12 protein-coding genes are annotated in these 14,132 nt (G+C 39.3%); 8 read left to right on the plus strand and 4 right to left on the minus strand.

Going from position 1 to position 14,132, the window contains the following annotated elements; all coding sequences use genetic code 11:
* Positions 1 to 33 precede the first annotated feature (33 nt).
* A complete protein-coding gene (locus ZA05_RS13225) occupies positions 34 to 936 on the plus strand; it encodes a TIGR01777 family oxidoreductase (RefSeq protein ID WP_053992165.1) in 903 nt (300 codons plus the stop codon).
* Positions 937 to 1,008: 72 nt separating this feature from the next.
* Here ZA05_RS13225 and pckA read toward each other — a convergent pair whose 3' ends face one another.
* From pckA to ZA05_RS13240, 3 genes are read right to left on the minus strand one after another with little or no spacing between them, the layout of a single operon-like run.
* Positions 1,009 to 2,643: a phosphoenolpyruvate carboxykinase (ATP) gene (pckA, locus tag ZA05_RS13230; protein ID WP_053992166.1), complete on the minus strand. Its 1,635-nt coding sequence runs from the start codon at positions 2,641 to 2,643 to the stop codon at positions 1,009 to 1,011.
* Positions 2,644 to 2,685: 42 nt separating this feature from the next.
* Positions 2,686 to 4,524 (minus strand): SLC13 family permease, encoded by a 1,839-nt coding sequence (locus ZA05_RS13235; RefSeq protein WP_053992167.1) that lies wholly within the window; start codon positions 4,522 to 4,524, stop codon positions 2,686 to 2,688.
* A 26-nt stretch (positions 4,525 to 4,550) separates the two neighbouring features.
* Positions 4,551 to 5,339, minus strand: coding sequence for a universal stress protein (locus ZA05_RS13240; protein ID WP_053992168.1), 789 nt, complete (start codon positions 5,337 to 5,339; stop codon positions 4,551 to 4,553).
* Between the two features lie 185 nt (positions 5,340 to 5,524).
* Here ZA05_RS13240 and ZA05_RS13245 point away from each other — a divergent pair, with 185 nt between their 5' ends.
* Positions 5,525 to 6,886: a hypothetical protein gene (locus tag ZA05_RS13245; protein ID WP_053992169.1), complete on the plus strand. Its 1,362-nt coding sequence runs from the start codon at positions 5,525 to 5,527 to the stop codon at positions 6,884 to 6,886.
* 74 nt (positions 6,887 to 6,960) lie between these two features.
* On the opposite strand, the gene ZA05_RS13250 is transcribed toward ZA05_RS13245, so the two are convergent.
* On the minus strand, positions 6,961 to 7,635 hold the full coding sequence (locus ZA05_RS13250; RefSeq protein ID WP_053992170.1) for a YceI family protein: 675 nt from the start codon (positions 7,633 to 7,635) through the stop codon (positions 6,961 to 6,963).
* Positions 7,636 to 7,790: 155 nt separating this feature from the next.
* On the opposite strand from ZA05_RS13250, the gene ZA05_RS13255 reads away from it, so the two are divergent.
* The 6 genes from ZA05_RS13255 (at position 7,791) to ZA05_RS13280 (ending at position 14,125) form a co-directional block, all read left to right on the plus strand.
* Complete coding sequence (locus ZA05_RS13255) at positions 7,791 to 8,342, plus strand: nucleotide exchange factor GrpE (protein ID WP_053992171.1); 552 nt, start codon at positions 7,791 to 7,793, stop codon at positions 8,340 to 8,342.
* Positions 8,343 to 8,351: 9 nt separating this feature from the next.
* A complete protein-coding gene (dnaJ, locus tag ZA05_RS13260) occupies positions 8,352 to 9,476 on the plus strand; it encodes a molecular chaperone DnaJ (RefSeq protein WP_053992172.1) in 1,125 nt (374 codons plus the stop codon).
* A 336-nt stretch (positions 9,477 to 9,812) separates the two neighbouring features.
* Positions 9,813 to 10,739 (plus strand): ABC transporter ATP-binding protein, encoded by a 927-nt coding sequence (locus tag ZA05_RS13265; protein ID WP_053992173.1) that lies wholly within the window; start codon positions 9,813 to 9,815, stop codon positions 10,737 to 10,739.
* Positions 10,740 to 10,741: 2 nt separating this feature from the next.
* Positions 10,742 to 12,058, plus strand: coding sequence for an ABC transporter permease (locus ZA05_RS13270; RefSeq protein ID WP_053992174.1), 1,317 nt, complete (start codon positions 10,742 to 10,744; stop codon positions 12,056 to 12,058).
* Between the two features lie 3 nt (positions 12,059 to 12,061).
* Entirely contained in the window at positions 12,062 to 12,949 is an 888-nt protein-coding gene (locus ZA05_RS13275; RefSeq protein ID WP_053992175.1) for a mechanosensitive ion channel family protein, read from the plus strand.
* A gap of 12 nt (positions 12,950 to 12,961) precedes the next feature.
* Complete coding sequence (locus ZA05_RS13280; RefSeq protein WP_053992176.1) at positions 12,962 to 14,125, plus strand: sigma-54 dependent transcriptional regulator; 1,164 nt, start codon at positions 12,962 to 12,964, stop codon at positions 14,123 to 14,125.
* Positions 14,126 to 14,132 lie beyond the last annotated feature (7 nt).

A 14,132-nucleotide genomic window follows, 5' to 3' on the forward strand; every position in this document is an offset into this window, starting at 1 on the left:
GTTGGCTTTTCCTAACTTTATAAAAAAGGTTACATGAGAATTTTAATTACAGGTGCTACTGGACTTGTGGGGAAGGCAATTGTTGCCCAATGTCCTAAAAAGGACATTGTAGTACACTATTTAACAACTTCCACGCACAAGCTCGAAAACCAACCTCATTACAAAGGGTTTTACTGGAATCCTATGAATGGGGAAATTGATGTGGCCTGTTTTGATGGTGTCGATGGTATTATAAATTTAGCAGGGTCTCCAATTTCAAAACGCTGGACCCGAAGTTATAAAAAGACCATTTTGGAGAGTAGGGTATCCTCTTTAAATCTTTTGCGGGAGAGTATTTCCAAAAATAACATGTCGGTCAAGAAGCTTATTAGTGCCAGTGCCATTGGGATTTATCCTGATTCCCTTACCCGATATTATGAAGAATGTATGGAGGAGGTGTCTCCTTCGTTTTTGGGAACTGTTACAGAACAATGGGAAACCGCTGCCGATGCTTTTTCAGAATTGGGAATTGAGGTATCCAAAATTAGAATTGGTTTGGTTTTGGATAAAAGTGAAGGCGCCATGCCAAAATTGGTGCACCCTGTTCGTTATGGGATGGGGGCTACCTTTGGCGATGGTAGCCAATGGCAATCTTGGATTCACGTCAAGGATTTAGCCAGATTGTTTTTGTATGTTCTTACAAGTGAAATCTCAGGGATCTTTAATGGTGTGGCACCCAATCCTGTAACCAATAAGGAAATGCTTCATATCATTGCCAAACATTTGCATAAGCCCTTAATCATGCCAAATATTCCTAAAAGTTTTATGAAATTGGTTTTGGGAGACATGCACCAACTGTTGTATGAGAGTCAATTGGTATGTAGTAAAAAAGTGGAAGCCATGGGGTTTTCATTTGAATATCCCAAACTAGAGATGGCTTTAAAGGATTTATTATAATTCACTATCTATAAAATTAAAAAAGGTTGTCCATTACAGACAACCTTTTTCAAGTTAAACAATCAAATAAACTTAAAAAGTATCACCTAAAGTGTGATGAGTATCAATTAGTGGTCCTCCTTGTACAATTTCTTCGGAAGCTTGGTTGGCAAACTTGTCGAAGTTAATATGGAAGGAATGCGCCAATTGAATGGATTTACTGATATACACGCCTTTTTGTAGCCAAGTATTGATTGGATCCAAAATTTCGGTTGGCACACCTGGGCAGTATTCTGGCATGAACAATCCGAAGATTGGGTGCGATTTGAATGGTACATTTTCCAACTCACCTTTCAAGATCGCAGAAATCATGGCACGTGTGTATTTTAGTTTTATTCTTGAACCAACCCCGTAAGGGCCACCGCTCCAACCTGTGTTGATCAACCAAACATTTACGCCTGCTTCTTGCATTTTATCGCTTAACATTTCTGCATATACAGCTGGGTGCAATGGCATAAATGGTTCTCCAAAACAAGCTGAGAAAGATGGAACTGGCTCAGTGATTCCTGCTTCTGTTCCTGCTACTTTTGCAGTATACCCAGAGATGAAGTGGTAAGCCGCTTGACCAGGCGTTAATTTGGAAACTGGAGGCAACACACCAAAAGCATCACAAGTTAAGAAAAAGATGTTTTTTGGGTTGGTTGCATATGATGGTTGCTGGATGTTGTCAATATGATCTATTGGGTAGCTTACACGTGTATTTTGAGTAATAGAACTATCTGCAAAATCTACTTCTTTAGTCCCTTGTTTAAAGACGATGTTTTCTAATAAGGCACCTGGACGAATAGCTCTAAAAATGTCTGGTTCTTTTTCTTCGGTAAGGTCAATTACTTTAGCGTAGCAACCGCCTTCAAAGTTGAAAATGATATTTTCTTTGGTCCATCCGTGCTCATCATCTCCAATTAATTTTCTGTCAGGATCGGCAGATAGGGTAGTTTTCCCTGTTCCTGAAAGTCCAAAGAATATGGCGGTGTCTCCATCTTCTCCAACATTGGCAGAACAGTGCATTGGTAACACATCCTTTTCAATTGGTAAAATAAGGTTTAGGGCAGAGAATATTCCTTTTTTCATTTCACCTGTATAGGCAGATCCCCCAACTAAGGCGATTTTTTTGGTAAAATTCAAAATAGAGAAGTTACCATCAAGTAATCCCATTTCTTTAGGGTTTGGTGCAGAGTACCCAGGGGCACATACCACCAACCATTCTTCTTCAAAGTTTTTAAGTTCGGCTTCATCAAAACGAAGGAACATATTTTTAACAAAGTAGTTAGACCAAGGGAATTCTGTAATGGTTCTAACGTTCATTTGGTATTCTGGGTGCGCACACACATAGCCATCACGAACATATACGTCTTTGCCAGAAAGATAATTGGTTACTTCGTCATATAAAACATCAAATTGTTCAGGAGCAATAGGTTTGTTAATTCTTCCCCACCATACTTTATCTTTGGTGTAGTTATCTTTAACCAAAAAGCGGTCTTTTGGCGATCGTCCTGTAAACTTACCGGTGTTTACACAAAGCGTTCCGTTTTCGGTTTCCGTCCCCATGCCTTTTTCAATAGTGATTCTTTGGAGCTCCTCAGGAGATAAATTCCAGTGGGCTGTAACATCTTTTAAACCATATTGGTTTAAATCTTGGTCTTGAGCTTGATTTACTACTGCTTCCATGACTTTTTCGTTTTAGGTTAATTTTTGTTTGTTTGTTAAATTTTATAAAGGCCATACCAGAGGTATGATTATGACTGATATTATTAAGGTTATTAGTAAAAGAGGGGTTCCCACTTTTAGGTAATCCATGAATTTGTAACCACCCGCTCCCATTACCATGGCATTGGTGGTGGTTCCCATGGGGGTCATATAGGCGGTAGAGGCACTTGCTGCCACCGTCATAAGGAATGGGTAAGGAGATACGCCAATCCCAACGGCAGCCATATAGGCTATAGGAGACATGAGTACCGCTGTTGCCGAGTTGTTGATTGTTTGACTGAAAAGTGTCGTGATAAGAAATATTCCAGTCATTAATATAATTGGGTTAGACTGTCCCAAAGTTTCAATTAGTAGGTTTGAGATAGCTTCGGCAGCTCCTGTTTTTTGAAGGGCTATGCCCATAGGGATCATACCTGCAATCATTACCACGCTAATCCAACTAATGTTTTTATAAGCTTTGTGGAGCGGTACACAACCAGTGAACATCATAATTCCTGCACAAATCAAAACAGCAATGGCCCCAGGCAAGATTTTAAAAGCCAATAAAACAATCATTAAAATCATTACACCCAAGGCAATGTAGGAACGTGGAGTAAGGACGTCTACATTTTTTGCCATGGCCTCGGGGCTTCCAATTATCACCAAGTTTTCATACATGGATTTTAATTGTTCTATCTTCTCCCAGCTTCCACGGATGATAAATGAATCTCCTGCTTTTATGGTGATGTTTACACCGTTAACAGGCTGCCCGTTTCTTGAGACTCCCAATAACTGAATTCCCTGTTGATTGAGATAGCGTCCAAGAGGCATGGTTCTACCTACGAAGAATGAGGAATTTGTTACAATCACCTCTACCAATCCAACTTCTTGGTTGATCAGTTCTTTTTTGAGTTCAGACTTTTTGAATTCTTGAGGTATAAGTCCAAGTTTAAAGTCTAAAATAAATCTGTCTACATCCTTTGGGGCTCCTTTTATCGTAATGATATCATGGTATTTCATTTCAGTGTCTCCTTCCGGGAATTCCACAAATGCAGGTTGCCCTTTTAGTCTGTTAACATGTCTGCGTCTCAGTCTTACAATGTTGATGTTGTACTTAGCCTGCAGATCCCATTCATTTATTTTGGTATCAATCATTGGGGACATGGAGCGGATACGTAATCGGTACATATTATCGCCAATACTAAAGTTTTCTAACCATTTCCCCATTTCAGAATCCAGATCTATAGGTCTATTATCGGTATCGATATTTGGCAAAAGTTTCATTCCGAAAAACTTAAAGTAAAGGATGGCAATGAGCAACAAAGGGACACCAATCAGGCCGAATTCAAAAAATGAAAACCCATTTAAATTGTTGGACACCAAATGGTCACTAACAATAATGTTTGTTGGTGTCCCTGTTAAGGTTAATAGTCCCCCAGCATTCGATCCAAAGGCTACGGGCATTAGTAGTTTTGAAGGCAGCATCCCAGCGGTCCAAGCGGCCGAAATAGATACTGGCAGTAAGGTGGCTACGGTCCCGGTGTTACTAACAAATCCTGATAATAACCCAGACCCCAGTGTTACAATTACCAAAAGTTTCGACTTGCTCTTTCCGGCTAGTTTTACAAACTTTTGACCTGCCAAGGCTGTCCAACCCGTTCTTGCCAGCCCTTCACCCACAATAAAGAGGCCGGCAATCATAATTACGGTAGGGTTGCTGAACCCGCTTAAGGTTTCGGTTAAATCTAGAATTCCTGAGAGATATAGGGCTAGCATGGAAATCATGGCGACGATGTCTGGGGAAAATTTTCCCCAAATAAAGAGGGCGATGGTTATTGCTAATATTATTCCTAGAGTTACCATATTAATAAAACGGGTTTAAAGTGGTATTAAAATTCAATAGCCAATAAAGGAACTTTTGATTGCTGGGTAAGTGCTTTGGTCAATTTTCCTTCTGATGCTATTGGTTTTATTGCGTGATTTTTTGGCAAAATTGCTATAAGGTCAATGTTGTTGTGATCTACATAAGAAAAGATACCGTCCACAATATTGTCGTCCTCTATAAAGGCATGGTGCGAGTAAAATTTCTCTAGATAATAGATAATGGCATTCTCATTGTTCTCATTGTTTTCAGAATAACCAAAGTTCTTTTCTTCCTTATTAACAATGGTCAATACATCTACCATCGCGTTAAAGCGTCTAGCCACATCCAAGAGCACTTCCAATAATTTTTTGTTGTGGATTTCCTCTTGGTCAATAATAAGTGATATCTTTTTAGGAGAAATCTTGGTATAGCCATCAGGAATCACAATTACAGGACTTTTAGACACCAACACAAATTCGGAGGTTTTGGTCTGTAGGTTGCAATCGGTTCCTTTTGGGCAAGTACCCATAATGACCAAATCTATAGGTGTGGTATGCTCAATTTCCAAAAGGGCATCGATCATTTTACCTTTTACTACTATCGGGGTTATGGGGTGTTTTAGATTTTTGCCGAAAAGCTGTACAATATCATTAAGCTTGGCTTCCAGTTCGGCAGTTTGCTCGTTATCGACAACATGTGCAAGGATGATTTTTGCCTGAGGGTTATTTTCCACAAAATGGGTGGCATATTTCAGAGCATTTTGAGCAACCTCGGAAAAATCGAACGGGACTAAAATTGTTGAAATAGTTTTCATGATACTCGGTTTTGATGTATCAAATTTATTCTCTAATCTAGTGAAAAACTATGAGAAATATCATGAAAAAAAAGTAATTTATGGGGTAGTTTCGCGGTGTTTTCGTTGTGATATACAGTGTTTTGCTTGATAAAGGCTGTTTCAAACGATTTCGTAAACACTTCAAAATAGAAAAGCATATTTTTATGAAATTTCTTTCATTGACCATATTAAAATATTGCCAAAGAAATAAGTTGAGGTTAGCCGTGATTTTGTTTTTTGCTATGCCAAACTTTTGGCTTTTTGCCCAAAAAGAAAAAACACCATTGGAATGGACCTTGACAGAGTCACCAAATATTCAATTGAAGTTTAACGCCTCGGCACAAACTTGGCTGCGTTACACGCAGTGGAACCCTGGAAGCACTCTTGAAAATGGCGACCTGAGTTCATACAGTATCGATATGGCTGTAAGACGCTATCGAATGGGAACTACTTGGAAGATTGGTGATCGCTTTAAGTTGTTTGCAGTTATTGGGCAAAACAACTATAATAATGTGGGTGAGGACTGGCCTCTGCCAAAAATATTAGATTTATACGGTTCCTTTAAAATTTTTGACCAACTTCACGTGGCTGTTGGTAAGTCTACTTGGGATGGACTCTCTAGGTATACGGCGCCATCGACCACTTCCATGGTACCTTTGGATTTACCTTTAATGGCGCAGCCAACTTTAAACAGAACGGATGACATTACACGAAATCTAGGAGCTTTTGTGTTTGGGGATATACAGGGGTTGAATTACAGGTTAGGTTTGATTTTTCCTTATGATTATACCCAAACAGGGGCCGCCGCGCCAAAATTGAAGGAAGGAACGGCAGATTTCTTTTATGACGATTTGCAACTTCAGTATACGGGATATGTAAAGTATGATTTTTGGGATAAGGAGTCTGTGCTCGGGCCTAATTTCAAGGGGACCTATCTAGGGGAGAAACGGATTTTTGCTTTAGGAGCAGGCGCTAAATTCCAAGAAAAGGCTATGGCTTCTCTTGAGAATGGAGATTTGCAATATCACGATTTAAATTTATGGTCGGCGGATTTGTTTTATGAACAGCCCCTCCATTTGTCCTTTGCAAAAGCCTTAACGGGGTATGTTGCCTATTATGATTATGATATGGGACCTAATTACCTACGAATGTTAGGTGTCAATAATCCTGCTTTTGGAAGTATTGGCGATGTACAGGAAATCAACGGAAAAGGGAATGCTTTCCCTGCCATTGGGACGGGTTCTGCAATTTATTATCAAACAGGTCTTTTATTAGGAGAAAAGGACAGTAAAAGGTTTTGGGATAATTTGCAGGTGTATACCGCCGGTCAATGGGGGCAGTATGAAGCTTTGGATGAGCATGTTTTTTGTTATCGGTTTGGAATTAATTGGTTTGTTAACGGGCAACGTATGAAGTTTACTATAGATGGTCAAAACCGACCTATCTTTTCCGAAGTGGATGGGCGCACTTTTAAGTCTGATAATAAATGGATGGCGGTACTACAGTTTCAATACCTGTTAAATTAAATACCATACATTATATATAAAGAAAAGGCCGTTCATTGCGAACGGCCTTTTCTTTTTGGCTTGAAAAACTAGAATTATGCCTTTGTAGCTTTCAATACAAACTTCAATTGGATATCATCGTTGATAAAATTGTCTCCTAAATCGTCAAAAATTGACTTAGAGCGGAAGTTTATTTCCCATTTAGTTCTGTCAATAGTAAAAGTATCACTTACTATAGAGATCGTGTCACCGTCATTAGTTACCGAAATTGGGAACGTAATGTTTTGTTTGATACCTTTTATAGTAAGGTTTCCAGATATAAGACTTTTGTTTTCAGTAGTTGGTTGCGATCCTGTAATTTCAAAAGCCGCTGTAGGGAACTTGGTTACGTTAAAAAAGTCTCCTTCTTTACCTTCAACAGTTCCTTTTAAGTGCGCTTCTAGCTTGTCCTTCATGTCACCAGGTTCCATATCCATATCCACAAGAGATCTCATGTCAATCAAAAATGAACCACTTATCATTTCGGTTCCATTGGCTTTAAAGACACCTTTTTCCAATTTTACTGTTCCGTGGTGAGAACCGGTAGGTTTGAATCCTTTCCAGTAAATAGTAGATTCTGTAGAATCGATGACAAATTTTTCAGTAGTCGTAGTACTTTCAGCAACTGGTTCTGCCTCGGTGGTTTTAGCTTCTTTGCCCTTATCTTGGCAGCTCACAACCATAGCAGTTAAAGCTAAAACTGTAAATACGTTAAAAATTCTTTTTTTCATGGTAATTAGTGTTTTTAATGAATTGTTAAACAACAAAAATAAAAAATGTTCCAGAAGATAGCATTTGGGGATAAAATTATTTGGTGACATTTTGACATTTTAATAATAATGGCAGTACTTTTGCCAACTGTATTGAAGTTAAAAATAGGTTTAGCATGAGTAAAAAGGAACAAAACGAACAAAACATAGAAGACCAACAGGTAGAGCAGCCTGTGGCAGAAGAGACACAGGTTGAGGAAACTCCCGAAACAGAAGTGTCTATTGAAGACAAACTAAACGAGGACTTGGCAAAGGAAAAGGACAAGTTTATGCGCTTGTTTGCAGAGTTTGAAAATTACAAAAGGCGAACCTCTAAGGAACGTGTGGAATTGTTTAAAACGGCCAGTGAGGACGTTATGAAATCAATGTTGCCTGTATTGGACGATTTTGACAGAGCGTATGCCGAAATTTCCAAAAGTGATGCAGAAGACTTGTTGAAAGGTGTGGAGTTGATCAGGCAGAAATTGAAATCGACTTTGCAGCAAAAGGGCTTGAGCGAGATTGAGGTTACGGCAGGAGATGCTTTTAATGCCGATGATCATGAGGCAGTAACGCAAATTCCGGCGCCAAGTGAAGATTTAAAAGGGAAAATTATCGATGTGATCGAGAAAGGATATAAGTTGGGAGATAAAATTATCCGTTTCCCAAAAGTAGTAATAGGACAATAAACTGAATACATGGCAAAGACTGATTATTACGAGATTTTACAAGTAGAGAGGACAGCTACTGCTGCAGAAATTAAAAAATCGTACCGTAAACTAGCACTAAAGTATCACCCTGATAAAAACCCTGGGGATCACGAAGCGGAGGCTAAGTTTAAGGAAGCGGCAGAAGCGTATGAAGTATTGAGCAATCCAGACAAACGTGCACGTTACGATCAATATGGTCACCAAGCCTTTGATGGCAGTGGCGGATTTGGCGGAGGTGGCATGAATATGGATGACATCTTCAGTCAGTTTGGTGATATTTTTGGCGGTGCTTTTGGCGGCGGTGGTTTCTCTGGATTTGGCGGCGGATTTGGTGGAGGCCAAAGACGTGTTAAGGGAAGCAACCTACGTATCAGGGTTAAGTTAACCTTGGAAGAAGTTGCCAATGGTGTTGAAAAGAAAATCAAGGTCAAGCGTAAAGTACAAGCACCTGGAACTACATATAAAACCTGTAGTACCTGTAACGGTACTGGTCAGGTAACTAGAGTGACCAATACTATTTTGGGACGTATGCAAACAGCGTCACCTTGTACCGCTTGTGGTGGTGCAGGGCAGAGTATTGACCAAAAGCCTGCAGATGCCGATGCACAAGGTATGAAGGTTGTAGAGGAAACAGTGTCTGTGAAAATTCCAGCAGGTGTAGTGGACGGAATGCAGCTTAAAGTTACCGGAAAGGGTAATGATGCACCTGGAAATGGTATTGCCGGAGATTTATTGGTTGCAATTCAGGAAGAGGATCATCCAACCCTAAAACGTGAAGGAGATAATTTGCATTATGACCTTTATGTAAGTATGCCAGATGCAGTTTTAGGAAACACTACCGAAATAGATACCGTAACAGGTAAAGTAAGAATCAAGGTAGAAGCAGGAGTACAGTCTGGTAAAATTTTACGTTTGAGGGGTAAAGGTATTCCAAGTATTAACGGATATGGTACCGGTGATTTATTGGTACATGTAAATGTTTGGACACCTAAAACACTGAACAAGCAACAACGTGAATTTTTCGAAAAGATGAGAAATGACGACCATTTTTCACCAAAACCAGAAAGTAGTGACAAATCTTTTTTTGAAAAAGTAAAAGATATGTTTTCTTAATAATCTGTTAATTTAATAAAAAACACTATATTTGATTGTCACTAATTGAATATTAGTGGTAATTTTTCTTTTTCATAGCAATTTTTTCCCATCCTTAAGCCTTTAAGGGTGGGTTTTGTTTTTTATACGATTCCCTAAATTTTGAGCTGTAACCTACTTTCACTTTATAACTCAATAAAAAGTATAAAGATCCCTTCCTCGAACAATTTCTAACGGAAGCTCCCAAGCATGTTTTTTAAAAAATAGATCGAGTACTTTTTTGTTCTTAAGTAATGTTCTTGGTATATATTTAATATTTTTACGCCACAAACAACTTATTTAGCAGAAAATTATTCTATGGACAATTTATTAGTGGCTGAGGCTGTTTCCAAAAAGTTTGGAGACTTTAAAGCGCTAAATGACGTTTCAATTGCCGTTCCTAAGGGGAGTATTTTTGGACTTTTGGGGCCTAACGGTGCCGGAAAGACCACTTTAATCCGAATCATCAATCAGATTACCATGCCAGATACTGGCCATGTCATGCTAGATGGCAAGGCGCTCCATGAAGAGCACATCAAGGATATTGGGTATCTTCCGGAAGAGCGTGGGCTCTACAAATCGATGAAGGTGGGCGAGCAGGCACTTTATTTGGCGCAATTAAAAGGATTGAGTAAATCCGAAGCCAAACAGCGCTTGAAATATTGGTTCGATAAATTGGAAATAGGCGATTGGTGGAATAAAAAGATCCAGGAGCTAAGTAAAGGGCAGGCCCAAAAAATTCAATTTGTAGTGACGGTATTGCACCGTCCCAAATTGTTGATTTTTGATGAGCCATTTTCAGGTTTCGATCCTATTAATGCTAATTTGATCAAAGATGAGATCCTTCAATTACGGGATGAAGGAGCTACGGTTATTTTTTCTACCCACCGCATGGAATCTGTCGAGGAATTGTGTGACCATATTGCCTTGATCAATAAATCCAATAAAATTTTGGACGGAAAGTTGACTGATATCCAACGACAGTTCAAAACAAACACCTTTGAGGTTGGGTTGCAGACACAAGATGTTGAAGGCGTGACAAGGGCTATTCAGGATAAATTTGAAGTATTGCCGGCAACCTTCAAAAACTTGAACGACGATTTAAAGTTGAACATCAAGCTTAATGGTAGTGCAACTTCCAATGATTTGTTGACCTTTTTGACTTCTAAGGCAGAAGTGCACCATTTTGTGGAAGTGATTCCGAGTGCCAGTGATATTTTTATTGAAACCGTGAAAAATAATTAAGCATGAACCATTTACCACTTATCATTAAGCGCGAATACTTGACCAAAGTCAAGAATAAATCGTTCATCATCATGACTATCTTGAGTCCGTTGATTATGATTGCACTTATTGCGGTTGTAGCTTATTTAACACAGCTGAACAATAATAAAAAGCGCAGTATTTCTGTATTGGATGAAACGGGTATGTTGGAAGACGTTTTTCAAAGTACCGATAATACTACCTACAACTATTTAACCAATAACACATCCCTGGAAGAAGCTAAGGTTTTGGTCAAGGCGCAGGAGGATTATGGATTACTTTTTATACCTAAGCAGGTAGATTCTATTTCAGCATCCAAGGGCATCACTTTTTATTCAGAGGAATCCCCTTCTTTAACAGTTATGTCTAGTCTGGAAAGAAGGTTGGAGAAAAAAATGACCGATTTAGAATTGGAGAGTAACGGCGTTGATCTTGATATGATTAATTCTTCAAGAATTAGTATCGACATAGCGCAAGAAACATTTTCCGGAGAAACGACCTCCAAGATCGACAATGTTCTAAAATTGGCCTTTGGAGGTATGGCGGGATATTTGCTGTTTATGTTCATCATTATTTACGGGAATATGATCATGCGCAGCGTTATAGAAGAAAAGACTAGTAGAATTATAGAAGTCATTATTTCATCGGTAAAACCTATCCAATTGATGATGGGGAAAATTATAGGAACTTCTCTGGCAGGAATCACTCAGTTTATTGTTTGGATTATTCTAGGAGGTGTACTAATGAGTATTGTTTCTGCTATTTTCGGAATTAGTTTAATGGACATGCATACCCCACAGCAAGAACTAATGCAACAAGCTGTGCAATCCCCAGAGTTTGAATCGAAGCTGAGGTTGGGACTAATGGCATTTCAAAATCTACCAATTGCCAATCTAATAGTAGCCTTTATGTTCTTTTTTGTGGGAGGCTATTTGTTATATAGCTCTCTATATGCCGCTATTGGAGCCGCTGTTGATAACGAAACCGATACCCAGCAATTCATGATGCCTATTTTGATGCCCCTTATTTTGGCAGTGTATGTAGGGGTGTTTACAGTAATAGAAGATCCACATGGTACAGTATCTACGGTGTTTTCATTCATACCTTTTACCTCACCCGTGGTAATGCTCATGAGAATTCCTTTCGGTGTTCCAATTTGGCAGCAATTGTTATCTTTAGCTTTATTGATAGGTACCTTTGTGTTTACAGTTTGGTTCGCTGCCAAAATTTATCGTGTAGGTATCTTGATGTACGGCAAGAAGCCAAGTTATAAAGAGTTGTATAAATGGTTAAAATACTAAGGTATGCAAGATCCTATAGGTAAAATTGAAACCATCGTCACAGAAAGCAGTGTTTGGGATACCATCACCGGGTTTTTGGGAAAGGTTATTTATGCCAATGAAGACAATAGTATAAAAATCACCATAGGATTGATCCTGTTGGTGTTTATCATCTATGGGATTACTTCGGTGGTGTTGACATTTTTAAAAAAATTAGTATCCAAACGCATGCCCGAAGAAAATAGGGTGAAATTTGATACCGTATTTTCATTCTCCAGATGGCTTATTTATGTCATTGTACTCCTTGTGGTGTTTGATTCGGTGGGGGTGAATGTCACGGCTATTTTTGCAGCTTCTGCAGCTTTGTTGATTGGTGTTGGTTTGGCCTTGCAGACCTTGTTCCAGGATATCATCTCTGGAATCTTTATTTTGGTGGACCAAACCGTGTCCGTTAATGATATTATTGAAATTGAAGGCAAAGTGGGGCGTGTAGAAGAAATTAAATTAAGGACTACCCGTGCTGTAACGGTAGATAATAAGGTGTTGGTGATTCCTAATCATTTATATTTAACCAACAGTCTGTATAACTGGACGCAAAACGGCACGACTACAAGGGAAAGTGTGCAGGTTGGTGTGGCCTATGGAAGCGATGTGCAATTGGTGAAAAGGTTGTTGTTGGAAGCTGCCAGCTCGCATCCCAGTGTGTTGCCGGACCCTGAGCCATCGGTACAGTTTATCAATTTTGGAGATAGTTCGTTGGACTTTAAATTGATTTTTACCCTTAACGATAGTTTTAAGGCTGCTTTTCCAAAAAGTGATATCCGATTTGAAATAGACCGTTTGTTTAGAGAACACAATGTTGCCATTCCGTTCCCACAACGTGATATTCATATTATAGAACCTCAAAAATAGAACTTAAATACTATGCCGAAAATACTAGTCATTGAAGACGAAGCCGCCATTAGAAGAGTTTTGGTGAAAATCCTTTCCGAGGAAAATGACACCTATGTTGTGGAAGAAGCCGAAGATGGCTTGGCGGGTGTTGAAAAGGTAAAACAGGAGGATTATGATTTGATCCTTTGTGATATCAAAATGCCAAAGATGGATGGTGTAGAAGTACTGGAAGCGGTTAAGAAATTGAAACCAGAAATTCCGATGGTGATGATTTCGGGGCACGGCGATTTGGATACGGCAGTCAATACCATGCGTCTTGGCGCTTTCGATTATATTTCCAAGCCGCCAGACTTGAACCGTTTGCTCAATACGGTTAGGATTGCCTTGGACAGAAAGGAGTTGGTAGTGCAGAATAAAATGCTGAAAAAGAAAGTCAGTAAGAGTTACCAAATGGTAGGAGAAAGTGGGGCTATTGAGCAGATCAAAGAAATGATTGAAAAGGTAGCGCCTACAGATGCCCGTGTACTAATTACAGGTCCCAATGGTACCGGGAAGGAATTGGTGGCGCATTGGTTACATGAAAAGAGTGAGCGCTCCAAAGGTCCCTTAATTGAAGTGAATTGTGCCGCAATTCCTTCGGAGTTGATAGAAAGTGAATTGTTCGGGCATATTAAAGGAGCCTTTACCAGTGCCGTAAAAGACAGGGCTGGTAAGTTTGAAGCTGCCAATGCCGGAACTATTTTCTTGGATGAAATTGGGGATATGAGTTTGTCGGCACAGGCGAAAGTATTAAGGGCACTTCAGGAGAATAAAATACAACGTGTTGGTAGTGATAAGGATATCAAGGTAGATGTGCGTGTGGTAGCTGCTACCAATAAGGATTTAAAGAAGGAAATAGATGAAGGCAGATTCCGTGAGGATCTGTACCACCGTTTGGCGGTAATTCTAATTAAAGTACCTTCTTTAAATGACAGGCGTGACGATATTCCTTTATTGATTGACTTTTTCGCTAAAAAAATTGCTACGGAACAAGGTACAGGTGTAAAGTCGTTTTCAGATAAAGCAGTAAAATTATTGCAGCATTATGATTGGACAGGAAACATCCGTGAACTACGCAACGTCGTAGAACGCTTGATTATTTTGGGCGGTAAGGAAGTGAGTGAGGATGATGTAAAGCTTTTTGCTGCGAAATGATAGAAGG

This window comes from Mangrovimonas sp. TPBH4 (assembly GCF_001280505.1).
In the GTDB taxonomy this organism is placed as follows: Bacteria; Bacteroidota; Bacteroidia; order Flavobacteriales; family Flavobacteriaceae; genus Mangrovimonas_A.

Excerpts from the sequence above, each read along its gene's own strand:
- ZA05_RS13225 (WP_053992165.1), top strand. The coding sequence starts at position 34 with ATGAGAATTTTAATTACAGGTGCTACTGGACTTGTGGGGAAGGCAATT.
- pckA (WP_053992166.1), bottom strand. The coding sequence starts at position 2,643 with ATGGAAGCAGTAGTAAATCAAGCTCAAGACCAAGATTTAAACCAATAT.
- ZA05_RS13235 (WP_053992167.1), bottom strand. The coding sequence starts at position 4,524 with ATGGTAACTCTAGGAATAATATTAGCAATAACCATCGCCCTCTTTATT.
- ZA05_RS13240 (WP_053992168.1), bottom strand. The coding sequence starts at position 5,339 with ATGAAAACTATTTCAACAATTTTAGTCCCGTTCGATTTTTCCGAGGTT.
- ZA05_RS13245 (WP_053992169.1), top strand. The coding sequence starts at position 5,525 with ATGAAATTTCTTTCATTGACCATATTAAAATATTGCCAAAGAAATAAG.
- ZA05_RS13250 (WP_053992170.1), bottom strand. The coding sequence starts at position 7,635 with ATGAAAAAAAGAATTTTTAACGTATTTACAGTTTTAGCTTTAACTGCT.
- ZA05_RS13255 (WP_053992171.1), top strand. The coding sequence starts at position 7,791 with ATGAGTAAAAAGGAACAAAACGAACAAAACATAGAAGACCAACAGGTA.
- dnaJ (WP_053992172.1), top strand. The coding sequence starts at position 8,352 with ATGGCAAAGACTGATTATTACGAGATTTTACAAGTAGAGAGGACAGCT.
- ZA05_RS13265 (WP_053992173.1), top strand. The coding sequence starts at position 9,813 with ATGGACAATTTATTAGTGGCTGAGGCTGTTTCCAAAAAGTTTGGAGAC.
- ZA05_RS13270 (WP_053992174.1), top strand. The coding sequence starts at position 10,742 with ATGAACCATTTACCACTTATCATTAAGCGCGAATACTTGACCAAAGTC.
- ZA05_RS13275 (WP_053992175.1), top strand. The coding sequence starts at position 12,062 with ATGCAAGATCCTATAGGTAAAATTGAAACCATCGTCACAGAAAGCAGT.
- ZA05_RS13280 (WP_053992176.1), top strand. The coding sequence starts at position 12,962 with ATGCCGAAAATACTAGTCATTGAAGACGAAGCCGCCATTAGAAGAGTT.